The sequence below is a fragment of the Brenneria salicis ATCC 15712 = DSM 30166 genome, from assembly GCF_003315515.1.
In the GTDB taxonomy this organism is placed as follows: domain Bacteria; phylum Pseudomonadota; class Gammaproteobacteria; order Enterobacterales; family Enterobacteriaceae; genus Brenneria; species Brenneria salicis.
Genome location: NZ_QNRY01000027.1, coordinates 1 through 22,561, shown reverse-complemented (window position 1 = coordinate 22,561; position 22,561 = coordinate 1). Strand labels below are relative to the sequence as shown.

The window sequence follows — 22,561 nt, the reverse complement described above, 5'->3', positions numbered from 1 at the left end:
GGGCTTACATGTTGGCACTCACTCGTATGGCTACCTTGTTGCTGCTGGTTTCCGGGGCGGCCGCGGCCGCTCAGTTAACGGTTAAGGAACCGCAGCAGACCATTGCGGTAGTAAAGCTGGATGATGGTACGCGTCTCGAAAAATTTTATGAGCAAGTGGTTTTTCCGCAAAACGCAAACTGGCAAGCGGCATTGATTTCCGATTTCGCCACCACGCAAAAAATTTATGAGCAGGGCGATACATTAAGAACAAAACTGGCGGAACTGGAAACGCGTTGGCGTAATTCTGGTGACGGCGATCTGGCGATATCGGCGTGGCTGCTGCGTAAAACGCTGGAGCCGATCAACGTCGCTGGCCGAATTCACACCGATCTTGATCCCGATCGCGTGCGGGTTTACCTGAAGAATAATCGTCCGCTGGTGGGAGAGTATGCGCTGTATGTTCCCCAGCATACCGCCGATATTTCGCTGATAGGGTTGGTGAATACCTCAGCCGATGTTGGTGAACTGGAAACCTCAGGACGCGTCGCGCTTCAGTCTGGATGGTCAATCGAGCGTTATATCGCGGGTAGACGACTGCTGGCGGGGGCGGATAAGAGCGTTGGCTATCTGATTGGCGGTAACGGTACATGGCGGAAAGTGCCGTTGGCGCTCTGGAACCGTAAACATATTGAGCCTGCCGCGGGAGAAACGCTGTTTATTGGTTTTGATCCGTCAACGTTGCCCAGTGATATGGCCGCGCTGAATGATCAGCTTGCTGACTATCTTGCTAACCGGATCCCATTCTAATGACAAAAAACAGAAACTTTAAACTTGGCTGTCTGTCGTTGGCAATTGGCGGCATTTTAAGTGCGCAGGCGCTAGCCGCTGACGCGCCAGACAGTAGCGAAACCAATCTGAATACTCGTTATCGACCGGCTGGCGTCTCTCAGTCCGATTTTGGCGGCACCGGTTTATTACAAATGCCGACAGCACGTATGGCGGAAACCGGGGAGTTCAGCCTGAGCTACCGTGATAACGATGAATATCGCCGTTATTCGGTATCGCTCCAGTTGTTCGACTGGCTGGAAACCACGGTGCGCTACACGGATATTCGTACTCGTCTCTATAGCGACGACCCCGGTTTCAGTGGCGATCAAACCTATAAAGACAAAGCCTTCAATCTCAAAGCACGGTTGTGGCAGGAAAGCTACTGGCTACCCGATGTGTCGGTCGGACTCCGTGATATCGCCGGGACGGGGCTATTTGATAGTGAATATCTGGTGGCCAGCAAGCGCATGGGGCCGTTTGACTTCACCCTCGGCATGGGCTGGGGAAATATGGCGGAAAGCGGCAATATCAGAAACCCGGCTTGTTCGCTGTCTGACGGCTTCTGCACGCGTACCGATAGTACGGATACCGGCAAGTTTGAAGTGAAGAATTTCTTCCACGGGCCGGCGGCGTTGTTCGCCGGGATCGAATACCAAACGCCGTGGGATCCACTGCGTTTGAAATTGGAATATGATGCGAACGACTACAGCAATGAAGCCGCCGATCGTGGTCGTAGAGAGAAGATTACTCAGGATTCTCCCCTTAACGTGGGGATGGTGTATCGCGTAGGCAACGTGCTGGACACCACCCTTTCCTGGCAACGCGGCAATACCCTGATGTGGGGCTTCACCCTGCGCACCAACTTTGACAGCCTGAAGCCTTCCCGTGTTGACGATGCGCCGCCGGTGTATGCGCCGGTGCGTGACGGCAAAGGCACCAACTGGCAACAGGTGGCAAAAGAACTGGACGACAAGGCCGGGTATCGTGAAGCGGATATTTATGCCGATCAGCGTCAGGTGACGATTGTGGCGCAGCAGGATAAATATCGCGATAACGACGAAGCTTCAATGCGGGCGGCCACGGTGCTGGCAAACCATGTGCCGGAAGGCGTCAGTGAATACCACATCGTGCAGCGCAACCAACGCCTGCTGATAGCCAGCACCCAGGTGGATGCCAAAGCGTTCCATCAGGTGCAGCAGTCAGCGACGCCGTTGGGCCAGCCTGAACCGGAAACGCATCGCGCGGAGCCGCTGTCTGAGGCGCGAGGTCAGCAAGTATTGCGTACTGAACCGAAGCGTTTCTCCTATTCATTGGATCCGGCGTTGACCCAATCCATTGGCGGTTCTGAATCCTTCTATATGTATCAGGTGGCCTTGAAAGGGAATGTGGATTATCGTCTGACGGATCACTGGTCAATCGGCGCGACCGCCTCGCTGAATCTGTTCGATAACTACGATAAGTTCAATTATAAAACGCCGCCTGCCGACGGCGCCGCGTTGCCGCGCGTCAGAACCTGGGTAAGGGAATATGTCACCTCTTCTGATTTACTGCTGACCAACCTGCAATTAACACGTATGGATAACCCGTCCCGTGATTGGTACACCCAGGTCTACGGCGGTTATCTGGAAATGATGTACGCCGGTGTTGGTTCCGAAGTCCTGTATCGACCGTTTGGTCAAAGCTGGGCATTGGGATTGGATGTCAATTACGTGAAACAACGTGACTGGAACGACATCATGAAAACGGCTGACTACGATGTCGTGACAGGCCACCTGACGGCATACTGGGAGTTGCCGTTTGTGGAAGGGGCGCTGGCGAAGGTGAGCGTCGGACGTTATCTGGCCGGGGATAAAGGGGTTACGCTGGATCTGTCCCGCCGCTTTGACAGCGGCATTATCGCCGGTGCGTTTGCGACTAAAACGGATGTCAGTTCAAGCGAATACGGGGAAGGCAGCTTTACCAAAGGCTTCTATATCTCGGTGCCGTTTGACTTACTGTTTACCGAACCAACCGTGAAGCGCGGTTCCGTGGGTTGGGTGCCGTTGACGCGTGATGGCGGGCAGATGCTGCAACGTCGCACCTCGTTGTACGGCGTGACGGATCATTGATCTCATTGAAAGGGGAACGCGGCTTCCGCTTCCCCGTTGTCCCTGTGAAAGCAGGGACGTTATTAGAGCGACCTGAGCGAAACCTGATACCCACCGGTGGGTATCAGGTTTTTTTTCGCCCTGCGGTTGCTGAACCATAACGGCAGCGCATGTCACCGCACGCCCCCAGCCACCAGCGGCAGCAGATAGTGATGGGGATAATGGCGGAAAACGTTACGCTGTTGCAGCCGCCAGATGAGTTTTTCCACATCGTGTTGATGTCTGTCGAGTAGCAAGCCCGCCACGCTGCCGCTGTGTGCGACGTTCAAACCATAGATCCCACTGTCCTCGACCACCGCCAGTAAATCGCTGAACGCGGGTTTAGTCAGCGTTTGTTGGCTGGCTATCGCGCTCAGCGTGCAGGCTTCACCGAGTCGGGCACGATCCTGTTTCTCCACCGCCGAACAGAACAGACACCAGGCCTTGTTCAATGCATCGGCATTGCCCAGTAACGACGCGCGACGATCAACCCGGTGGTAATCCGCTGTCGCCAGCGTGTGCGGGCTTTCCAGTAACAGAATATCCAACGCGGGCTGCCAGCCGCAGGCAATTTGCGTCGCCGCGGTTTGATGATCGAACAGCGTCAACTGGCGAAACACCGTGCTGTCAGTGGGTTCCAACTGAACACACAACGTAGCGAGCCTGCTTTCATCCAGCGTGACGCCGAGATGACGCGCGGTAGCTTGTGCGGTGGCGGCGATATCGGCCGTGCTGCTGGCCATGCCTTTGGCGACGGGAATGGTGGAGTCAAATTGAATGCGCAGGCCGCGCCCGATATCGACAGGCAGGCCAAGGTGGGCGATGACGTGATTCAGCATGCGCCGCATGCGCGGACGCTCGGTATCGTCCGGGCGCCCTTCTGTAACTGAAACATGGCTGAACCAATCCACCGGGCAGGAAATCAATTTTTCGCCGCCGAGGATCCATCCCTGAATCAACTCGCCGCAGGAGGCGGGGCAACATGCGTCAGCCATGCCCGAATACCTGATGCAGCGCAGTGATAAGCCGCTGATTATCGGCGGCGCTTTTGACGGCAACGCGGTAATAACCGGCTGACAAACCGGGATAGTTGGCGCAGGCGCGGATCAACAAGCGATGTTGCAACAGCGCTGGCTGAAGCGGGATTTCCGGGCGCAGACAACGCAGAAAAATGTAGTTGGCGCACGGTTGCCATACTTTTAGTTCCGGCATGGCGCTCAGTTCCCGATAAAGCCACCGTTGAGCCGGTGCCAGCCAGCGGTGCGTCGCCGCGATATACGCCGAATTTTTCGCAATGATTTCATTGGCCAGGACTTCTCCGGCCAGTGCAGCAAACGCGTTAATGGTCCAGGGTTCTCGTGATTGTTTCATGATCTGGATGGCATGCCGATCGGCGCTGACCAGATAACCGAGTCGCAGACCGGGGATGGCGAAAAACTTGGTCAGAGAGCGCAGGATATACAGATGGGGAAAAGCGGTGATCTGTGGGATCAATCCCGGCGCATCGGGCAGGAAGTCGATAAAGGCTTCATCAACAATCAACGCGGTATGACGCTGATGACAGCGTTCGACAATGGCCTGCAACAGCGAGCTATCGGGCATCAGCCCGGTGGGATTATTCGGGGTGGCGATAAACAGGCAATCATAGTGAACCTTATCCAGCGCGGCCAGCAGCCGGGCATCGGGCTGAAAACCGTCCTCCGCCGACATAACATAATCATCAATGATGCAATCAATGCGCTGTAAAGCCCGGCGATATTCCGCGAATCCCGGCGCCAACAGCAGCGCCCGGCGAGGTTGCAGCGTATGACTCACCGCATAGATTAGTTCCGTCGCCCCGTTGCCGGCCATGATATGGTCAGGTGAGCAGCCATGAACCTGAGCAAGGGCGGCATGGAGTTCACGGTACTCCACATCAGGATAATGCTCGGCGCGTTCGAGTTGGCTGATGAGCGCCGTTTTCAATGACTCAGGCATACCCAGCGGATTAATGTTGGCGCTGAAATCGATGATATCAGCGGCGTTCACCCCGATTTTCAGCGCCATTTCCAGCACATTGCCGCCATGTTCGCTCATGATGTTTTGATTATCTTCCGTTAGCCCTATCAATTCATTGATTTTTCAGCATAAATAATCACGATCTACCAATAAGGCGAAAGTTGTCATTAGATAAATAATGAAGGGCTGACATTAAATCGTGCTGACAGAGCACGGATATGATCAACGGTCAACGAACGTTTGCCGTTCAGGATCTGACTGACCAGTGATTTCACACCAATCTCGTCTTTGAGATCAGATAGTTTTAAACCATGCTGATTCATCAGTACCCTTAATGCCGCAACGCCTTTAGGCAATGCATCCAGTGCGGCATTAAACGCAGAAAAACACTCGCTCTGGCGTTCATACTCAGCAATTTTTGCTGACAACAGGCTGATTAACAGATCGCTGCCCTCGTTTTCTATCAGTTCTTCCACTGCATTAAGTGCGTCTTCATAATCGTGTTCCTCTTTACTTCCGCTGAGTAGTGGAAATGCGCGTTCCAGCGTTTTAGTCGCTTCAATCACATCTGCAATCATTCTTTATGCTCCCGATAATATTTGGTCAGTTTGTCATACTCGGCATGAGTGACAATATGCTTTACAAAGACACATTGACTGACAAAATTGATAAAGGCGATCAGTCGCAAATTATTTCCACCAATATCAATAACCCACCATTTATTCCTGTATTTGAAATTGTCGAGACTTGGGAAAATTTGCCGTAGAACCTCTGGACTGGAAAAGGAATTGCTTTCAAGCACCTTTAGCACTGCAATCAGAGCCGTTGCATCACGCGGGTTATTTATTGCCGCTTCAATGAAGGGTTTGCGCGAAATAACGTGCATATATTCCTCATCGTTTACAACCTGTGAATACTATATCGTAATATAAAGTAATTCACAATTTGTAAACAATAAGGCCATAAGCACTTGTCCGTTGCGGCTGGAATTTTCAAAATATTCTACATTGTCGCGAATATCACTCACTTGCAGTTCGGAGGACGGTGATGGCGCTTACCGTCGCTCCATGCTGCGAGTTATACAATGACCAACCATCAACGCCAGCGGCACTGGTTGTCTGTTATCCGGTAAAGCTGGACTTCAATGACGCCATATCGATAACAAACCGATAGTGTACGTCGCTTTTCAACATGCGCTCATAGGCCGTGTTGATGTCCTGCATATCAATCATCTCAACGTCACAGCTAATGCCATGTTCGGCGCAGAAATCCAGCATTTCCTGGGTTTCCTTGATACCGCCAATCAGCGAACCGGCGATGGATTTACGGCCCATAACCAGCGGGCCGCTATGCACGGTGGGTTCGATCGGTTCAATCAATCCCACCAGAATCAGGGTGCCGTCGCGTTTTAAGGTGGTCAGATAGGGATTAAGGTCGTGCTGCATCGGAACGGTATCAAGAATAATGTCAAAATGGTTGACGACGGCCTCCATGTGCGTCTGATCGGTAGAGATAACCACCTGTTCTGCGCCCAATCGACGGGCTTCCTGTTCTTTGCCTGGCGAGCGGGTAAACAGAGTGACATTCGCGCCCATCGCTTTGGCAAATTTCAACCCCATGTGTCCCAGACCACCCAATCCGACAATAGCGACATTATCGCCGGGGCCGACATTCCAGTGTTTCAGCGGCGAATAAGTGGTGATGCCGGCGCACAGCAGCGGCGCGGCGGCTTTTACGTCCAGCGCTTCCGGCACGCTAAGCACAAAGCTCTCGGAAACGACGATACGCTCTGAGTAGCCGCCGAAAGTGGGCAGGCTGTCATGACGATCAAAACCGCCGTAGGTCGGGGTCACTCCTTCTTCGCAGTACTGTTCCAGCCCTTCATCGCAGGCATCGCAATGTTGACAGGCATCCACCATACAGCCGACGCCGACCCAATCGCCCGCTTTAAAACGCTTGACCGCGTTGCCGACGCTGACGACTTTCCCGATAATTTCATGTCCTGGCACGAGCGGGTACAAGCTGTTATGCCACTCATTACGCGCCATATGAATGTCTGAATGACAGACGCCGCAATAGAGGATATCTATAGCTACGTCGTTCTCCCGCGGGTCCCGGCGGACAAACTGGTGTGGAACCAATGGGCTTGTTGAATCCAGGGCGGCAAAGCCACGTATATTTTGCATTGCGATTTTCCTCTTCATTTTATGTATAACATCAAAAGATCAATGCCAGAATTCAGTATGATTCAGATTAACGATGATGCTTTAACGATTTATGGCTAACTTCTTATAACAAACGTCTGGCCGACGCGACACGAGTTTTAAACCGAGAGATAAACCTTATAGCCAATGAATAAAGAGAGTGTTGTCAGGTGAGAAGCGAGCATGGAAAACAATGCTCAATTCCGCATGTTGTCATGCCGCATGACAACAGGGAAGGGGGTGCGAATCCCCCGCAGCCCCCGCTGCTGTAATGCCGACGACCCCGTAAAACCACTGATCGCTGCGATTGGGAAGGCGCGGGGAAGAATGACGCTAAGCCAGAAGACCGACCTGACAATGACGGTTTCAACTCCTTCGGTGGGAAGCGGGTTGTCATCCGATGCGTGCAACGGCAACGCCGCTTTTGCGCACCTTGTGACATAACCTTTCCCGACCGATAATGTCGGGATTTTTTATGCCGCGTGCACAACAACAGAAAAGCGTATCAGCGAATCAGGGGCGAAATAAAACCGCGTTAGTCATCGCCGGCACCGGCAGCGGCTGCGGCAAAACCACCGTGACGCTGGGGATCCTGCGGGCGTTGATGCGGCGCGGGTTGAGCGTACAGCCCTTCAAAGTGGGGCCTGACTATCTGGACAGCGGCTGGCACAGCGCGGTATGCGGCGTCGCGTCGCGCAATCTGGATGCATTCATGCTGCCCACGGCGACGCTTAACGGTCTGTATAACCAGCGGATGCGCCATGCCGATGTCGCGGTGATCGAAGGCGTGATGGGGCTGTACGATGGCTACGGCGCCGACCCGAACGATTGCAGTACGGCGGCGATGGCCAAACAGCTTGGTTGTCCGGTGGTGTTGCTGGTGGATGGCAAAGCGGTATCCACCTCCGTGGCGGCCACCGTGATGGGGTTTCGCCAGTTTGATCCCGGCGTGAACATCGTCGGTGTGATCGTGAATCGGGTGAATTCGGCGGAACATTACCAACTGCTCAGTCATGCCATTGAGCACTATTGCGGTATCGCGGTGCTGGGGCGCTTGCCCGTTATGGCGGACATCGCGCTGCCTGCCCGCCATCTTGGTTTAATCCCCGCCCAGGAACAGCCGCACGGCGACGATAGCCGCTGGCGCAAACTGGCGCTGCAAATGGAAGAAACCGTCGATGTGGATCGTCTGCTGGCGTTGTGCCGTGACGTCCATTTGCCTGAGGGCGAACCACCCGCATTGTTCTCGCCCGAACAGGCCGAAGGATTGACGTTGGCGCTGGCGGATGACCAGGCTTTCAATTTCTATTATCAGGATAATCTCGATTTGCTGGGGCAGGCGGGCGTGCGCATTCATCGCTTTAGCCCGATTTATGACCGCCAGCTTCCCCATTGTCAGATGGTGTATATCGGCGGCGGCTACCCGGAAATTTATGCCGCGCCGCTCGCCGCCAATAGCGGGATGCGCGAGGCCTTGCAGGATGCGCATCGGCGCAACATCCCAATCTATGCCGAATGCGGCGGGCTGATGTATCTGGGCGACGGGCTGACGGATACGGACGGCCAGCGTCACCGCATGAGCGGCATTCTGCCCGGTGAAAGCCGGATGGGAAAACGGCTGACCCGCTTTGGCTACTGTCAGGCGCGGGCGCTGACCGACACGCTGCTGGCGGCACAGGGCGAAGTGCTGCGCGGTCATGAGTTTCATTATTCCGATTTTTCCACTTCGCTGCCTCCCCGTTTCGCCTGCGCCAAATCCCGTGACGGCGCGGTAATCAAGCGGTGGCAAGGGGGGTACCAGCTTGAGCAAACCTGCGCCAGCTACCTTCATCTCCATTTTGCCCAGCGTCCGGGGTTGCTTGAGCGTTGGTTCGCCAGCGCCAGACTTGCCGACGCAAGGGGAACGGCATGATCCTGTCGGCCTGGTTTGCCGCTTTCCTGCTTGACTATTGGCTGGGCGATCCGGCGCACTGGCCGCATCCGGTGCGCTGGATAGGCAAACTGATCACCTGGCTGCAAACCCGAATTCGCGCCATTTGTCACGCCGAGCGCGCGCTGCGGCTGGGCGGCGCGGTATTGTGGCTGGCGGTGGTCGGGGTGACCTGGTTGTCGAGTTGGGGACTGCTTGCTCTGATGAACCAGCTTCATCCGTGGCTGGGCTGGCTGACGGAAGTGTGGATGATTTACACCCTGCTGGCAGGCCGTTGTCTGAGTGATGCCGCGATGGTGGTTCATCAGGCATTACTACAGGGTTCGCTGGAAGAGAGCCGCCGTCAACTGGCGGGGATTGTGGGCCGCGACACCGCGCAGCTTGAAAAACCGCAGATCACCCGCGCTGTGGTGGAAACCGTTGCGGAAAACAGCGTGGATGGCGTGATTGCGCCGCTGTTTTTCCTGTTGATCGGCGGCGCGCCGCTGGCGATGGCTTACAAAGCCGTCAACACGCTGGATTCGATGGTCGGTTATAAGAATTCGCAATATCGTGCGATTGGCTATGTCTCCGCGCGGATGGACGATGCGGCCAATCTCATTCCCGCCCGGCTAAGCTGGTTGTTGCTGAGCGCCGCCGCCTGGTTGCTGAAAGCGGATTACCGGCAGGCGCTGTGTATTGGCTGGCGCGATCGTTACCAGCATGCCAGTCCCAACTGTGGTTGGCCGGAAGCCACGGTAGCCGGTGCGCTCGGCGTGCGGCTCGGCGGGCCGAACCACTATTTTGGCGAGCGGGTGGAGAAACCGTGGATCGGGGACTAGCGTCGGGAAATCGCATTGAGCGACATCCCCCGCAGCATTCATCTGATGATGACGGCGTCATTGCTGGCGTTGCTGCTGTTCGCCCTGATCCGGCTTTTGCTCGCTGCATAGAACAAGGAAAGATGATGAATTATCTCCAGCAACCGCAACAAATCGAGCAGCAAAGTTTTGAGATGATCAGCGCGATTATCGCCTGCGAACGCCCTGACTATCGTTTTGTCGATCCGGCTCAGGAAGCGGTCATCACGCGGGTGATCCACACCACGGCGGATTTCGATTGGCTGGATGTGTTGTGGTTCTCAACCGACGTACTGACGCGGATCAGCGCCGGGCTGCGCGCCGGTTGCATTCTCTATACCGATACCACGATGGCGCTGTCCGGGATCAATAAAACCCGGCTGGCGCAACTGGGATGCGAGTGCCGCTGTTTTATCAGCGATCCGCGCGTGGCGGCGCGGGCAAAAGCGGAAAACATCACGCGTTCGATGGCGGCGGTGGATATCGCGCTGCAAGAGGACGGCGACAAGCTGTTTGTCTTCGGCAACGCGCCGACGGCCTTGTTTCGTTTACTGGAACAGCAGGCGACGCCGCTGGCGGTGATTGGCGTGCCGGTCGGTTTTGTCGGGGCGGCGGAATCAAAGGACGCGCTGATCCACAGCGCCATCCCTTGTATTGCGGCGACGGGCCGCAAAGGGGGCAGCAATGTCGCCGCGGCCATTATGAACGCCATTCTGTATCGGATGGGAGAGACAGAATGAGCATGGCAACACAGATGGATAGCATCTGGCATCACGGCAGGCAATATCGCAAAGGCTACACCACCGGTTCGTGCGCGACAGCGGCGGCGAAAGTGGCGGCGTTAATGGCGCTGCGTCAGCAGGTGATCGATCAGGTTTCGATTGTCACCCCGTCAGGCGTAACCCTGTATCTCAATGTGGAGCAACCGCTGATTGAAGGACGGCAAGCGACGGCAGCCATTCGTAAGGACGGCGGGGACGATGTGGACGCCACGCACGGTATGCTGATTTTTGCGCGTGTCGCCCTGCGCGATCACGCCGCTATTCATATTACGGGCGGCGCGGGGATCGGTACCGTCACGCGTAACGGCATCGGTTTGCCGGTCGGCAGTCCGGCGATCAACCGTACCCCGCTGCACACCATTGAAGCGGCGGTGCGCGAGGTGATTGGCCCGGCGCGTGGGGCGGAAATCACGATTTTTGCCCCGGAAGGCGAGGCGCGGGCCGAAAAAACCTACAACGGACGATTGGGGATCGTCGGCGGCATTTCCATTCTCGGCACCACTGGCATCGTCACGCCGATGTCGGAAGAGAGTTGGAAACGCACGCTGGCGCTGGAACTGGAAATGAAGCGCGCTACGGGGCTGGACAAGGTGATTCTGGTGCCGGGCAACCACGGCGAGCGCTTTGTGCGCGAACAACTGGGGCTGGATAGCCAACGGGTGGTGACCATGAGCAACTTTGTCGGCTACATGTTGCAGGAGACGGTACGGCTCAACTTTCGTCATGTGGCGGTGATCGGGCATCCCGGCAAACTGGTCAAGGTTGCCGCCGGGATCTTTCATACCCACAGTCATATCGCGGATGGCCGTATGGAAACCCTGATTGCGCATCTGGCGTTGCTTGGCGCGCCGCAGGATTTACTGCTGGCGGTCAATCAGTGCAGTACCACGGAAGCGGCGATGACGTTGATTGCGGATCATGGTTTTCAGCGCGTGTATCAACGCATTGCCCAGCGGATTTGTGAGCGGGTAAACGAAATGTGGCGTTTTTGCGCCGAACTGCCGACGATCGATGCCATCTTGTTCTCGTTCGACCATCAAGTGCTGGGGACGAATCGGGCGCTCGCCGACATTGTGGCGGCGCTGCGATGATTACGGTCGTCGGCATCGGCCCCGGCGCGTGCGCGCATCTTACGCGGGAAGCGCGGCGCCGCATCGACGCGGCGGATATTCTGGTCGGCGGGGGGCGTCATCTGGCGATGTTTCCCGATTTCCGTGGGCAAACCCGCCGACTGGACGCGGATCTTTCCGCGTTGGTGCGCTGGCTTGCCGGGCAGCAGCCAAGGAATATTGTGGTATTGGCATCAGGCGATCCGCTGCTGTATGGCATCGGCAAGCGGCTGGCGTCCCATTTTGGCGCCGGGACGTTGCGGATTATTCCCGGCATCAGCGCCATCCAGTATCTGTGCGCCCGGATTGCGCTGGATATGAACGATATCTATCTCACCAGCAGCCACGGGCGCGAACCGGATTTCGACTGGCTGCTGCAACATGACAAAGTGGCGATGGTGACGGACGAACGCATCGGCCCACGGGCGATTGCGGATGCCATTTTGCAACGCCAACTCACCCGCACGCTGATTATTGGCGAAAACCTTTCTTTGCCGGATGAACGTATCCATCGCCTGCCCGCAGATGACGTGGCGCCGCACTATGACATGAATGTGGTGGTGATCCTCAATGAGAGATGACGAATTCTTACGTGGTAGCCGGGTGCCGATGACCAAAGAGCCGGTGCGCTTGCTGGCGTTGGAACGGCTGGAACTGACTGACGCGCGGCGCCTGATTGATGTCGGGGCCGGAACGGGCAGCGTGGCGCTGGAAGCCGCGTTGCGCTTTCCCCAATTACAGGTGACCGCCATTGAACGCAATCCGGCGGCGCTGGCGTTGATCGCCGGGAATTGCCAGCGCTTAGGGTGCCGCAACGTGGACATCATCGGCGCAGACGCGCCGCTCCCGCTGGACATATGCGCCGATGCCATTTTTATCGGCGGCAGCGGCGGTCAACTGACCGCGCTGATCGACTGGTCGCTGGCGCATCTGCATCCCGGCGGTCGTCTGGTGTTGACGTTTATTCTGCTTGAAAACCTGCAAATGGCGCTGACGCACCTGCCATCACGCAATGTGAGCGCACTGGAATGCAGCCAGTTACAGGCTTGCACGCTGACGCCGCTTGGCAGCGGTCATTATTTTAAACCCGGCAATCCAACCTATCTTATTGCTTGTCGCAAGGAGGGAGAACATGTCTGAACAGCTTGAAGTACGGCATGAGAATATGGCCCGCAAGGATTTTGATACGCGAAAAGTCTGGTTTGTCGGCGCGGGGCCGGGAGACAGCGAACTGATTACGCTGAAGGGCTATCGGCTGCTGCAACAGGCGGATGTGGTGATTTACGCCGGTTCGCTGATCAATACCGCATTGCTCGACTATTGCCTGCCGGGGACGGCGTGCCATGACAGCGCCGGGTTTACGCTGGAGCAAATTATCGCGCTGATGGTAAATGGCGTCGGCGACGGCAAACTGGTGGTTCGGTTGCAAACCGGCGATCTCTCGCTGTACGGTTCTATCCGCGAACAGGGCGAAATGTTGGCGCAACAGGGGATCGGTTTTGCGTCGGTGCCGGGCGTCAGCGCGTTTCTCGGCGCGGCGGCGCAGCTTGGGGTGGAGTACACCGTCCCGGAGGTGGCGCAGAGCCTGATTATTACCCGTATTGAAGGCCGCACGCCGATGCCGCCGCGGGAACAACTGGAAGCCTTTGCCGCCCATCAGACTTCTATGGCGATCTTCCTGTCAGTACAGGACATTCACGGTGTGGTTGCGCGGCTGGCGGCGGGAGGCTATCCGCTATCGACCCCGGTTGCGGTGGTGTACAAAGCGACCTGGCCGGAAAGCCGGACGATACGCGGCACGCTGGCGGACATTGCCGAACAGGTCAACGCGGCGGCGATCCGCAAGACGGCGCTGATTCTGGTCGGCGCCTTTCTGGGCGAGGAATACCACTATTCCCGACTGTATGACGCAGGATTTAGCCATGAATATCGCCAGGCCTGAATCGATAGCGGTGTTTTGTCTGACGCCCGGCGGCGTTCGGCTGGCCCAACGGTTGCGCGCACAGTTGCCGCTGACCTGTTTCACCAGCGAAAAGCTGCTGCAACCGGGATTTGTCGCGTTCAATGGCGGTTTCGGCGACACCCTACGTCAGGCGTTTGCTCAGTATGCCGCGCTGGTGGTGATTGGGGCGGTGGGCATCACGGTGCGGACAATCGCGCCATTAGTGCAGGACAAGCTCACCGATCCGGCGGTGGTGGTGATTGATGAACGCGGCCAACACGTCATCAGCCTGTTGTCCGGGCATGTTGGCGGCGCCAATGCGTTGACGTGTCATCTGGCCGAATTGCTGGGCGCCGACCCGGTGATCACCTCCGCCACGGATATCAACCAGACGGCGGCGCTGGATATGCTGGCGACCCAACTGGATGCCGGGATACGGGATTTTCGCCAGGCGGTAAAAATCGTCAACCAGATGCTGGTCAGCGAGCAACGCGTCGGCTTGTGGTGGGATGCGCCGTTTCAGCACGAATGCGAACGTTGCGATATGCGCGGCTTCATCCCGGTAGATTGTCTGGAAGCCCTGCCGCCGCTGGACGCACTGGTGTGCGTCAGCCTGCGCGCCTACTTGCCTGAATTACCGCTGCCGGTGTACCAGTTGGTGCCGCATCGCGTGGTGGCCGGATTCGGCTGTCGGCGCGGAACATCATTGGCGACGCTGGACGCGCTGTTGTCGCAACAACTGGCTGACAACCACTTCGATCCGCTGGCGTTGAGAGCTATCGGCAGCGTCGAACTCAAGAAGGACGAACCCGCGTTACATCTGCTGGCGCAACGCTGGCGCGTGCCGTTTGAACTGTTCAGCATCGAGGCGCTTCGCCGCCATGAAGCGCGTTTCCCTTCTTCTGACTTTGTCCGTCAAACCGTCGGCATCGGCAGCGTATCGCAACCTGTCGCCTGGCTGATGAGTGAAGGCCGACTGGTTGGTCATACCCTGCGTCGGCAGGGCGTCACCCTTACCCTGGGAGTTTCATATTGATGTTAACCGTGATCGGCATTGGGCCGGGTAGTGAAGCCATGATGACGCAGGAGGCGATTAACGCCATTCGTGAAGCGGAAATCGTGGTGGGCTACAAAACCTATACCCATCTGGTAAAGGCGTTGACCGGTGATAAGCAGGTGATCAAAACCGGAATGTGCAAAGAGATCGAACGCTGTCAGACCGCCATCGACCTGGCGCTGACGGGGCGCAAGGTGGCGCTGATCAGCAGCGGCGACGCCGGTATTTATGGCATGGCCGGCCTGGTGCTGGAACTGGTCGGTCAGCAACAGCAGGATCTGGAGGTCCGTCTGGTGGCGGGGATCACCGCCAGTATCGCCGCCGCGTCGTTGCTGGGTGCGCCGCTGATGCATGATTTCTGTCATATCAGCCTGAGTGATTTGCTGACGCCGTGGCCGGTGATCGAAAAGCGCATCATTGCCGCGGCGCAAGCTGATTTCGTGGTGTGCTTTTATAATCCGCGCAGCCGGGGGCGGGAAGGGCATCTGGCCCGCGCGTTCAAACTGATGAAACCCTGGACATCGCCGGCAACGCCGGTGGGCGTGGTGAAAGCGGCGGGCCGCAAGAAACAAGAGACGTGGATCACCACCTTTGGCGAAATGGATTTCTCCCCGGTGGATATGACCAGTCTGGTGATTGTGGGTAATAAAACCACCTATTGCCGCAATGGTTTGATGATCACGCCGCGAGGTTATGAACTGTGAACCCTCCGGCTATCCATGTCTTTGGCGGCACCAGCGACGCCCGTCTGATTTGTCAGGCGCTGGAGGCGGCGGGCGAAGGTTACCGGCTGTCGGTCGCGACGAAAACAGGCAGGCAACTGGCTGGCGCGATCACCGGCGAAGTGGTGGTGGGGCGGATGGATGCGCAGGAAATGGCGGATTATCTGGCGACCCGGCAAGTGCGTTGGGTGATTGATGCTTCCCATCCGTATGCTGAGACACTGCACCGTAATGTGGCCGCTGCTTGCCATCGTCTGCACATACCGCTTACCCGTTATCAGCGGCCAAGCGACATTGATGCCATCGAACATCCGCTGCTGCACAAGGTATTGAATCTGGATGCCGCCTGTGCGGTAGCCGAAGGGCTAGGCCCCCGCGTGTTGCTCACCACCGGCAGTAAAGATCTGGCGCAATACCAGCGCAAACTGCCGGGTAAACATTTGCTGGCGCGGGTGTTGCCCACGTCCGCGGTGCTGGCGCAGTGCGAAACGCTGGGGCTGGGTGTGGAGCAGATGATAGCCCAGTGCGGGCCATTCAGCGCCGCCTTTAATCAGGCGCTGTATGAGTTTTGCCGGCCGGATGTGGTGATCACCAAGGAGTCCGGCGCCGAGGGCGGCTATCAGCAGAAAGTGGCGCCCTGTCTGGCGCTCAATATTCCCTGCATTGTGGTGCGCCGCCCGGTGGTATCGGCGGAGCGCGATGGGTGGGATCAGGTGGTTTCCCTGGCGGCGTTTACGCATCGACTGTCCCGCTGGCAGACGCAACAAGGATAAAACATGAAAAAAGCACTATTAATCATCAGCTTTGGCACTAGCTATCCGCATACCCGGCAAAAAAATATCGATGCCTGTGAACAGCATCTGGCGGCGACCTGTCGCGATCGTGATCTGTTTCGCGCTTTCACCTCCGAAATGATCATCCGCAAACTACACAGTCGCGACGGTTTGTTGATTGACACCCCTCGTCAGGCGCTTCAGCGACTGGCGGACGCCGGGTATCAGGATGTGGCGATCCAGTCTTTGCATATCATTAATGGTGACGAGTACGAAAAAGTGGTCAGTGAGGTACGGGCGTGCAGCGGCTGGTTTCAGCGTTTGGCGCTGGGCGCGCCATTATTGAGCCGTTTTGAGGATTATCAGCAACTGATGACGGCGTTGGCATCACAGATGCCGCCGCTGGCGGCGGATGCGCGGGTGGTCTTTATGGGCCACGGCGCCAGCCATCACGCGTTTTCGGCTTATGCCTGTCTCGATCACCTGATGACCAGTCAGAACTTTCCGGCGGTGGTGGGGGCCGTTGAAAGTTACCCGGAGATCGAGCATATCATCGGGCGGCTATCGCGGCTGGGGGTGCGCAAAGCGCATCTGATGCCGCTGATGCTGGTGGCGGGGGATCACGCGATTAACGATATGGCGTCCGATGACGCCGATTCATGGAAATCCCGACTCGAAGCTGCTGGCATCGCCACGCAAAGCTGGTTGCAAGGGTTGGGCGAAAATCCGCTGATCCGCGATATGTTCGCCCGGCATCTGCATGCGGCCCTGCGTCATGCCGAACGGGAGGTGGCGTGATGACCGGCAGACTGTATGCGCTAGGCGTGGGGCCCGGCGCCAGCGATTTGATCACCGTGCGGGCGGCTCGTTTGCTGGCTACGCTCGATATTCTGTATGCCCCGGCCGGACGTCAAGGCGGGGACAGTCTGGCGTTATCCATCGTGCGCGAATATTTGTCGCCAGCGACCGCGATCCGCACCCGTCATTTCTCCATGCGCGCCGAAAACGACGAGAAAGAAGCCGTTTGGAATGAGATGGCGCAGCAGTTGACCGCGGATATCGCCGACGGCAAACGGGTGGGATTTATCACGCTGGGCGACGCCATGTTGTTCAGTACCTGGGTGTTTCTGCTGGCGCGGATTGGGCCGCAGCCCTGGCTGGAAATCGTGCCGGGCGTAACGTCTTTCGCCGCGATTGCGTCACGGGCCGCGTTTCCGTTGGCGATGGAGAAACAATCGCTGGCGGTGATGTCCTGCACCGCGCCGCAAGCTGAATTGGAACAGGCTTTGCTCACCCATGATTGCGTGGTGCTGATGAAAGTGTATGGCCGTTTCGCCGCGGTGCACTCGCTACTGGCGCGGCTTAATCTGTTTGAACACGCGTTGTTGATGTCCGATGCCTCGTTGCCGGGGGAACAGTGCTGGCGGCGTTTGGATCAGGTTGATGAGGATCAGGCCTTACCATATTTTTCCACCATTCTGGTGAACAGGCAATGGCGTGCCGGGGGGGTGCCATGAGCAGGGCCATCATGATTCAGGGGACGGCGTCGGATGTCGGCAAAAGTGTTCTGGTTGCCGGACTCTGTCGTCTCTTTGCGCAAGATGGTTACCGCTGTGCGCCGTTTAAAGCGCAGAACATGGCGCTGAATTCCGGTATTACGCCGAACGGCGAAGAGATGGGACGGGCACAGATTTTCCAGGCTGAGGCGGCGGGTATCGAACCGGATGTACGCATGAATCCGGTGTTGCTCAAACCCACTGGCGATCGTCAATCGCAGGTGGTGCTGATGGGCAAGGCGCTGTGCAATATGGATGCGGCGGCGTATCACCAGTATAAGCCGCGGTTGCGGCAGCAAATCAATCAGGTCTACCACAGCCTTGCCAGCGAATATGACCTGATGGTGCTGGAAGGCGCGGGCAGTCCGGCGGAAATCAATCTGCGTGATCGGGATATCGTCAACATGGGCATGGCGGCGATGGCCGACGCATCGGTATTGCTGGTGGCGGATATCGGTCGCGGCGGGGTTTTTGCGGCGATTTACGGCACGCTGGCGCTGTTGCGGCCGGAAGAGAAAGCGCGGGTGAAAGGCGTGATCATCAATAAATTCCGTGGCGATGTGGCGCTGCTCACGCCGGGATTGGCGCAGATCGAAGCGCTGACCGGCGTGCCGGTGATTGGCGTCATGCCGTGGCTGAATATCGACCTGGAAGATGAAGACGGCGTGGCGCTGCAAAGCGGGAAATACGCCGCGGCGCAACCCAGGGATCTGGCTATCGCCGTCATACGCTTGCCGCATATCGCCAACTTTACTGATTTTAATGCGCTGGCGGCGCAGCCCGATGTGAGTTTGCGTTATGTCGCCACCGCGTCAGCGCTGGCCGGGGCGGATTTGATCATCTTACCCGGCAGTAAAAATACATTGGGTGATTTGCGGTGGCTGCAACAAAGCGGTATAGCCCACGCGCTGCAAACCCGGCATCAGGCGGGCGTGCCGGTCATCGGCATCTGTGGCGGTTATCAGATGCTGGGGAAGCGGATTAGCGATGGCGTGGAGTCGGGGTTCGCCTGCATGGACGGGCTGGGGCTGCTGGATATGGAAACCGTGTTTGCGCCGGAGAAAACGACGACGCGGGTGACGGGACACTGCGCGCCGCGATTACCGGGTCTGTTGGCAAGTTGCGCCGGTCTGCCGATGAACGGTTATGAAATCCATATGGGTCAGGCGCGCCCTGGATCGCAAGCGGAACCGTTTATCTCGCTGACCGGGCGTAACGGGCAGGCGACAAGGCACGACGACGGCGTGGTCAACGCTGACGGCAGCGTTATGGGCAGTTATCTCCACGGTCTGTTCGATAACGCTGAGTTCACGCGCGCGCTGCTCAATAGTCTGCGTCAGCGCAAGGGGCTGGCGGCATTCGAGGGCGAGGTGGTTGATTACGCCTGCCACAAACAACAACAGTTCGATATTTTGGCTGCCGCCATGCGGGAACATATTGATATTGCGGCGATATATCAGTTTATGGCGGAGTAGTGGGCGATCCCACGCCCCCTGGCAGGCGGCCTTTTAGTTGTAAACTTACGGTAACGGTCTATGCAGATTCAGTGCTATTTCGTGCGCGAAAATAGTGGTAATTCCTTGCAACGTCGTAGCACGCGCCCGACAAGGAGCGCTCAGTCGCCGCGCTCCTTGACCTGTGGCTTTTGGCGGAACGGGGCCGCTGCGCGGTCCCTTCGCCGTGAGGTGTCTTCTGACGGACCGCCAGTGACGCGTTCCCGACGCGGCACTGGCTTGCGCCGCATCCATGCGGCGCATCCTGAAGACACCACACGGCTCAGCCCCTTTTACGCCAGGAAAAACACCCTTTTGTCCCGTGTTTTATAAGGCGCGTCTCACAGGAAGTTGGACGGGATTTGCATAGCCTTAATATCTGAACAGGAGTTTATTCGGTGATTTTGATTACAGGCGGGGCTCGCAGCGGTAAGAGCGCGCTGGCGGAAAAGTTGGCGGCGGGGCATGAACGGGTGCTGTATATCGCCACCTCGCTGGCGACGGATGACGAAATGGCCGAACGTGTGCGCATACATCGGATCAGTCGTCCGGCGCACTGGCGGACCTGGGAAGGTTACCGCGATGTGGGGGCGGTGATCATGCAGCAGGTTGCGGCGGATGAAGCCGTGATCGTGGAATGCATCACTACCCTGATCACCAATCTGTTATTTGATCAGGCGGGGGATACGCCGCCGGAGCAGATGGATTTCCCGGCGATAGAAGCTGCGATCCAGCAGCAGATTGATGCACTGATCGCCGCCTGCTTAGAATGCTCGTCGCCGATCTTGCTGGTGACCAACGAGTTGGGGATGGGCATTGTGCCGGAAAATCGGCTGGCGCGGCATTTTCGCGATATCGCCGGACGCGTCAATCAACGGCTGGCGGCGGCGGCGGAGTCTGTCTATCTGGTGGTGTCGGGCATTGAGGTAAAAATCAAATGAGTCTGCGGTTATTTCTCGCCACCTTGCAATTCCTGACGCGTATCCCGGTGCCTGAACGCTGGACGCAAGGGGTGGCGATGTCGCAGTACGTGCGCGGGATTGTCTGTTTTCCGCTTATCGGGCTGATTGTCGGCGCGATTGCGGGAGGCGTGTTCACGTTGCTCGCGCCGTGGAGCGGATTGCCTCTGGCGGCGTTGGGCTATGTGCTGGCGCAGGCGTTGATTACCGGCGCGTTTCATCTGGATGGGTTGGCGGATACCTGCGACAGCGTCTTCTCCGCCCGCCAGCGTGAGCGAATGCTGGAGATTATGCGCGACAGTCGGCTCGGCACTAACGGCGGACTGGCGCTGATTTTCATCGTGGCGGCGAAAGTGCTGGCGGTCAGTGAATTGGCGCTGCGCGATGCCTCCATGTTGGCGCTGCTGACATTGGCATCGGTGGCCGGACGTACCGCAGTGGTGCTGCTGATGTATCGGCAGCGCTATGCGCGTGAAGGGCAAGGGCTGGGGAATCTGTATATCGGTCAGGTAAGCGCGGGCGCGACAGGGATTACGCTGCTGGTAGGCGCGATACTGACCGGGTTGTCAGGCCAGCCGCGGGCATTACTGGCGTTAGCGATAACCCTGGCGGTAATCTGGCTGATGGGCCGCTATTTGCGCCGTCAGCTGGGCGGGCAAACCGGCGATACGCTGGGGGCGGCAATCGAAGTCGGTGAACTGGTGTTCTTACTGGCGCTGTTATGGTGAGTGAGTTACGGCGCATAAATTGTGGATAATTTATTGCGATGGCCATGTAGCTGAATAAATTTTAAGGAAAATTATGCGCCTGTTTCTTGTCAGACACGGTCAGACCGAGGCCAATCTCAGCGGTGTTTTTTGCGGAACCACGGATGTCCGCCTGACGGATGTCGGCGTAGCGCAGGCCCGACAGGTTGCTGAGTGGTTGAAGGATATCGATTTCACTTCCGCGACCAGTAGCGGCTTGGCGCGGGCGCGGCAGACGGCGGAAATCGTCCTCCAGCCGCATTCATTGACAGCGACGTCGGATACGGCGCTGAACGAGATGCACTTTGGCGACTGGGAAATGCGGCATCATAGCGAGTTGCAACAGCAGGATGCGGAAAACTGGGCGGTCTGGGTGAAGGATTGGCAGCATGCCCGCCCGACGGCGGGGGAGTCTTTCCCTGAGTTTTCGACGCGGATAGACGGTCTGGTTCAGACATTGATGACGCAAGATATTCAGGGGAACCATCTGTGGGTGGCGCATCAGGGCGTACTGAGTTTATTGCTGGCAAGGTTGTTGGGGATGCCCGCCGGGGCCATGTGGCATTTTCATTTTGAACAAGAGTCATACAGCGTGCTGGATATTCAGGACGGGTTTGTCATCCAGCGCGCTTTTAATCAACGGACGTATTGGCAACAGGAATCACGAGAATAATCTATGCACTCACAATCGAAACTGACGCTTCCCCAACTGATTGAATCCATCACTCCGTTGGATAACCAGGCCATGCGGCAGGCTGCGGCCAACATTGATGGTTTACTGAAACCACCGGGTAGTTTGGGGAGACTGGAAACCCTGGCGATCCAACTGGCGGGTATGCGCGGTGTGTCCGGTCATCAGGTCGAGCGTAAACAGATTATCGTCATGGCTGCCGATCATGGCGTATATGCCGAAGAGGTGACGATTACACCGCAGGCGGTAACGGCTATTCAGGCGGCCAATATGGTCAAGGGCATTACCGGCGTTTGCGTGCTGGCGGCCACTGCGAATACTGAAGTCAAGGTTGTAGATGTCGGGATTGACAGTGAACCGCTGCCCGGCGTGGTGAACATGCGGGTGCGGCGCGGAAGCGGCAATATCGTTCGTGAAGCCGCAATGACGCGTCAACAAGCGAAAGATTTACTCTGCGCCAGTGCGCAACTGACCATTGAGCAGGCAGCCGGCGGCGTCAAGGTGTTTGGCGTGGGAGAGTTGGGCATGGCTAACACCACGCCTGCCGCCGCTATCATCAGTGTCATCACCGATCGCGATCCGCATCAGGTGGTGGGGATCGGGGCCAATTTCCCCAGTGATCGTCTGCATCATAAGGTGGCGGTGGTGCGCGAAGCGATTGCATTCAATCAACCTGACGCGCGTGACGGCCTTGATGTGCTATCTAAATAACTGCGCCTAATAGTAGATCACTGAAGGGAACTCAATCCGGTTTGAGCGATCTGATCAATCGCCAAATCAAAACAAATCACCAACCGGACTGAGTTATGCCGATCATAGCATTCA

22 protein-coding genes, 2 pseudogenes and 1 riboswitch are annotated in these 22,561 nt (G+C 57.3%); of the genes and pseudogenes, 19 read left to right on the top strand and 5 right to left on the bottom strand.

Annotation, left to right across the window (positions count from 1 at the left end; all coding sequences use genetic code 11):
• The first annotated feature begins 8 nt into the window (after nucleotides 1-8).
• Both DES54_RS12030 and DES54_RS12025 read left to right on the top strand, forming a co-directional pair.
• Nucleotides 9-788, top strand: coding sequence for a capsule biosynthesis GfcC D2 domain-containing protein (locus tag DES54_RS12030; protein WP_113867690.1), 780 nt, complete (start codon nucleotides 9-11; stop codon nucleotides 786-788).
• A complete protein-coding gene (locus DES54_RS12025) occupies nucleotides 788-2,917 on the top strand; it encodes a YjbH domain-containing protein (RefSeq protein WP_113867688.1) in 2,130 nt (709 codons plus the stop codon). Before DES54_RS12030 ends, DES54_RS12025 begins: the two co-directional genes overlap by 1 nt.
• A 152-nt stretch (nucleotides 2,918-3,069) precedes the next feature.
• On the opposite strand, the gene DES54_RS12020 is transcribed toward DES54_RS12025, so the two are convergent.
• The 5 genes from DES54_RS12020 to DES54_RS12000 form a co-directional block, all read right to left on the bottom strand.
• Nucleotides 3,070-3,930, bottom strand: coding sequence for a GHMP family kinase ATP-binding protein (locus DES54_RS12020; protein ID WP_113867686.1), 861 nt, complete (start codon nucleotides 3,928-3,930; stop codon nucleotides 3,070-3,072).
• The gene (gene cobD, locus DES54_RS12015) at nucleotides 3,923-5,011 is read right to left on the bottom strand and encodes a threonine-phosphate decarboxylase CobD (protein ID WP_113867684.1); all 1,089 of its coding nucleotides are present in this window, start codon (nucleotides 5,009-5,011) and stop codon (nucleotides 3,923-3,925) included. Before cobD ends, DES54_RS12020 begins: the two co-directional genes overlap by 8 nt.
• A gap of 89 nt (nucleotides 5,012-5,100) precedes the next feature.
• Complete coding sequence (locus DES54_RS12010) at nucleotides 5,101-5,511, bottom strand: helix-turn-helix domain-containing protein (protein ID WP_113867682.1); 411 nt, start codon at nucleotides 5,509-5,511, stop codon at nucleotides 5,101-5,103.
• Nucleotides 5,508-5,819 (bottom strand): type II toxin-antitoxin system HigB family toxin, encoded by a 312-nt coding sequence (locus tag DES54_RS12005; protein ID WP_113867680.1) that lies wholly within the window; start codon nucleotides 5,817-5,819, stop codon nucleotides 5,508-5,510. Before DES54_RS12005 ends, DES54_RS12010 begins: the two co-directional genes overlap by 4 nt.
• 235 nt (nucleotides 5,820-6,054) lie before the next feature.
• Nucleotides 6,055-7,119, bottom strand: coding sequence for an NAD(P)-dependent alcohol dehydrogenase (locus DES54_RS12000; protein WP_113867678.1), 1,065 nt, complete (start codon nucleotides 7,117-7,119; stop codon nucleotides 6,055-6,057).
• Between the two features lie 211 nt (nucleotides 7,120-7,330).
• A riboswitch (cobalamin riboswitch) is annotated at nucleotides 7,331-7,506 on the top strand.
• Between the two features lie 106 nt (nucleotides 7,507-7,612).
• Here DES54_RS12000 and DES54_RS11995 point away from each other — a divergent pair.
• The 17 genes and pseudogenes from DES54_RS11995 to DES54_RS11910 all read left to right on the top strand — a co-directional run.
• Nucleotides 7,613-9,049 (top strand): cobyrinic acid a,c-diamide synthase CobB, encoded by a 1,437-nt coding sequence (locus DES54_RS11995; protein ID WP_113867676.1) that lies wholly within the window; start codon nucleotides 7,613-7,615, stop codon nucleotides 9,047-9,049.
• Nucleotides 9,046-9,999, top strand: a pseudogene (gene cbiB, locus DES54_RS11990) (adenosylcobinamide-phosphate synthase CbiB). The gene DES54_RS11995 and the pseudogene cbiB overlap by 4 nt, the downstream one beginning before the upstream one ends.
• 14 nt (nucleotides 10,000-10,013) lie before the next feature.
• Nucleotides 10,014-10,646, top strand: coding sequence for a cobalt-precorrin-8 methylmutase (locus DES54_RS11985; protein ID WP_113867674.1), 633 nt, complete (start codon nucleotides 10,014-10,016; stop codon nucleotides 10,644-10,646).
• The gene (cbiD, locus tag DES54_RS11980; RefSeq protein ID WP_113867672.1) at nucleotides 10,643-11,779 is read left to right on the top strand and encodes a cobalt-precorrin-5B (C(1))-methyltransferase CbiD; all 1,137 of its coding nucleotides are present in this window, start codon (nucleotides 10,643-10,645) and stop codon (nucleotides 11,777-11,779) included. The genes DES54_RS11985 and cbiD overlap by 4 nt, the downstream gene beginning before the upstream one ends.
• On the top strand, nucleotides 11,776-12,378 hold the full coding sequence (locus DES54_RS11975) for a cobalt-precorrin-7 (C(5))-methyltransferase (protein WP_113867670.1): 603 nt from the start codon (nucleotides 11,776-11,778) through the stop codon (nucleotides 12,376-12,378). The genes cbiD and DES54_RS11975 overlap by 4 nt, the downstream gene beginning before the upstream one ends.
• The gene (locus DES54_RS11970) at nucleotides 12,368-12,937 is read left to right on the top strand and encodes a decarboxylating cobalt-precorrin-6B (C(15))-methyltransferase (RefSeq protein WP_113867668.1); all 570 of its coding nucleotides are present in this window, start codon (nucleotides 12,368-12,370) and stop codon (nucleotides 12,935-12,937) included. The genes DES54_RS11975 and DES54_RS11970 overlap by 11 nt, the downstream gene beginning before the upstream one ends.
• Nucleotides 12,930-13,739 (top strand): cobalt-precorrin-4 methyltransferase, encoded by an 810-nt coding sequence (locus DES54_RS11965; protein WP_240635018.1) that lies wholly within the window; start codon nucleotides 12,930-12,932, stop codon nucleotides 13,737-13,739. Before DES54_RS11970 ends, DES54_RS11965 begins: the two co-directional genes overlap by 8 nt.
• The gene (cbiG, locus tag DES54_RS11960; RefSeq protein WP_113867666.1) at nucleotides 13,720-14,775 is read left to right on the top strand and encodes a cobalt-precorrin 5A hydrolase; all 1,056 of its coding nucleotides are present in this window, start codon (nucleotides 13,720-13,722) and stop codon (nucleotides 14,773-14,775) included. The genes DES54_RS11965 and cbiG overlap by 20 nt, the downstream gene beginning before the upstream one ends.
• Nucleotides 14,775-15,500: a precorrin-3B C(17)-methyltransferase gene (locus DES54_RS11955; RefSeq protein ID WP_113867664.1), complete on the top strand. Its 726-nt coding sequence runs from the start codon at nucleotides 14,775-14,777 to the stop codon at nucleotides 15,498-15,500. Before cbiG ends, DES54_RS11955 begins: the two co-directional genes overlap by 1 nt.
• Nucleotides 15,497-16,291: a cobalt-precorrin-6A reductase gene (locus DES54_RS11950; protein WP_113867662.1), complete on the top strand. Its 795-nt coding sequence runs from the start codon at nucleotides 15,497-15,499 to the stop codon at nucleotides 16,289-16,291. Before DES54_RS11955 ends, DES54_RS11950 begins: the two co-directional genes overlap by 4 nt.
• A 3-nt stretch (nucleotides 16,292-16,294) precedes the next feature.
• On the top strand, nucleotides 16,295-17,089 hold the full coding sequence (gene cbiK / locus DES54_RS11945; RefSeq protein WP_113867660.1) for a sirohydrochlorin cobaltochelatase: 795 nt from the start codon (nucleotides 16,295-16,297) through the stop codon (nucleotides 17,087-17,089).
• Nucleotides 17,089-17,808, top strand: coding sequence for a cobalt-factor II C(20)-methyltransferase (locus DES54_RS11940; RefSeq protein WP_113867658.1), 720 nt, complete (start codon nucleotides 17,089-17,091; stop codon nucleotides 17,806-17,808). The genes cbiK and DES54_RS11940 overlap by 1 nt, the downstream gene beginning before the upstream one ends.
• Nucleotides 17,805-19,322 carry a cobyric acid synthase gene (locus DES54_RS11935; RefSeq protein WP_113867656.1) on the top strand — a complete coding sequence of 506 codons (1,518 nt, stop codon included), beginning with the start codon at nucleotides 17,805-17,807 and terminating at the stop codon, nucleotides 19,320-19,322. Before DES54_RS11940 ends, DES54_RS11935 begins: the two co-directional genes overlap by 4 nt.
• Nucleotides 19,323-19,738: 416 nt before the next feature.
• Nucleotides 19,739-20,281, top strand: a complete 543-nt coding sequence (gene cobU / locus DES54_RS11925; protein ID WP_113867652.1) for a bifunctional adenosylcobinamide kinase/adenosylcobinamide-phosphate guanylyltransferase — start codon at nucleotides 19,739-19,741, stop codon at nucleotides 20,279-20,281.
• Nucleotides 20,278-21,027 carry an adenosylcobinamide-GDP ribazoletransferase gene (gene cobS / locus DES54_RS11920; RefSeq protein WP_113867650.1) on the top strand — a complete coding sequence of 250 codons (750 nt, stop codon included), beginning with the start codon at nucleotides 20,278-20,280 and terminating at the stop codon, nucleotides 21,025-21,027. Before cobU ends, cobS begins: the two co-directional genes overlap by 4 nt.
• Nucleotides 21,028-21,100: 73 nt before the next feature.
• The gene (locus tag DES54_RS11915; RefSeq protein ID WP_113867648.1) at nucleotides 21,101-21,718 is read left to right on the top strand and encodes an adenosylcobalamin/alpha-ribazole phosphatase; all 618 of its coding nucleotides are present in this window, start codon (nucleotides 21,101-21,103) and stop codon (nucleotides 21,716-21,718) included.
• A gap of 3 nt (nucleotides 21,719-21,721) precedes the next feature.
• Nucleotides 21,722-22,444 (top strand): annotated as a pseudogene (locus DES54_RS11910) (nicotinate-nucleotide--dimethylbenzimidazole phosphoribosyltransferase); the annotation flags it as partial.
• Between the last annotated feature and the right edge of the window lie 117 nt (nucleotides 22,445-22,561).

What these genes read in the sequence shown, in the direction of transcription:
- cobD (WP_113867684.1), bottom strand. Translation starts at nt 5,011, where the DNA reads ATGAGCGAACATGGCGGCAATGTGCTGGAAATGGCGCTGAAAATCGGG.
- cobS (WP_113867650.1), top strand. Translation starts at nt 20,278, where the DNA reads ATGAGTCTGCGGTTATTTCTCGCCACCTTGCAATTCCTGACGCGTATC.
- DES54_RS11965 (WP_240635018.1), top strand. Translation starts at nt 12,930, where the DNA reads ATGTCTGAACAGCTTGAAGTACGGCATGAGAATATGGCCCGCAAGGAT.
- DES54_RS12000 (WP_113867678.1), bottom strand. Translation starts at nt 7,119, where the DNA reads ATGCAAAATATACGTGGCTTTGCCGCCCTGGATTCAACAAGCCCATTG.
- DES54_RS12010 (WP_113867682.1), bottom strand. Translation starts at nt 5,511, where the DNA reads ATGATTGCAGATGTGATTGAAGCGACTAAAACGCTGGAACGCGCATTT.
- DES54_RS11935 (WP_113867656.1), top strand. Translation starts at nt 17,805, where the DNA reads ATGAGCAGGGCCATCATGATTCAGGGGACGGCGTCGGATGTCGGCAAA.
- DES54_RS11955 (WP_113867664.1), top strand. Translation starts at nt 14,775, where the DNA reads ATGTTAACCGTGATCGGCATTGGGCCGGGTAGTGAAGCCATGATGACG.
- DES54_RS12005 (WP_113867680.1), bottom strand. Translation starts at nt 5,819, where the DNA reads ATGCACGTTATTTCGCGCAAACCCTTCATTGAAGCGGCAATAAATAAC.
- DES54_RS11975 (WP_113867670.1), top strand. Translation starts at nt 11,776, where the DNA reads ATGATTACGGTCGTCGGCATCGGCCCCGGCGCGTGCGCGCATCTTACG.
- DES54_RS12025 (WP_113867688.1), top strand. Translation starts at nt 788, where the DNA reads ATGACAAAAAACAGAAACTTTAAACTTGGCTGTCTGTCGTTGGCAATT.
- DES54_RS12030 (WP_113867690.1), top strand. Translation starts at nt 9, where the DNA reads ATGTTGGCACTCACTCGTATGGCTACCTTGTTGCTGCTGGTTTCCGGG.
- DES54_RS12020 (WP_113867686.1), bottom strand. Translation starts at nt 3,930, where the DNA reads ATGGCTGACGCATGTTGCCCCGCCTCCTGCGGCGAGTTGATTCAGGGA.
- cbiK (WP_113867660.1), top strand. Translation starts at nt 16,295, where the DNA reads ATGAAAAAAGCACTATTAATCATCAGCTTTGGCACTAGCTATCCGCAT.
- DES54_RS11940 (WP_113867658.1), top strand. Translation starts at nt 17,089, where the DNA reads ATGACCGGCAGACTGTATGCGCTAGGCGTGGGGCCCGGCGCCAGCGAT.
- DES54_RS11915 (WP_113867648.1), top strand. Translation starts at nt 21,101, where the DNA reads ATGCGCCTGTTTCTTGTCAGACACGGTCAGACCGAGGCCAATCTCAGC.
- DES54_RS11985 (WP_113867674.1), top strand. Translation starts at nt 10,014, where the DNA reads ATGAATTATCTCCAGCAACCGCAACAAATCGAGCAGCAAAGTTTTGAG.
- cbiG (WP_113867666.1), top strand. Translation starts at nt 13,720, where the DNA reads ATGAATATCGCCAGGCCTGAATCGATAGCGGTGTTTTGTCTGACGCCC.
- DES54_RS11995 (WP_113867676.1), top strand. Translation starts at nt 7,613, where the DNA reads ATGCCGCGTGCACAACAACAGAAAAGCGTATCAGCGAATCAGGGGCGA.
- cbiD (WP_113867672.1), top strand. Translation starts at nt 10,643, where the DNA reads ATGAGCATGGCAACACAGATGGATAGCATCTGGCATCACGGCAGGCAA.
- DES54_RS11970 (WP_113867668.1), top strand. Translation starts at nt 12,368, where the DNA reads ATGAGAGATGACGAATTCTTACGTGGTAGCCGGGTGCCGATGACCAAA.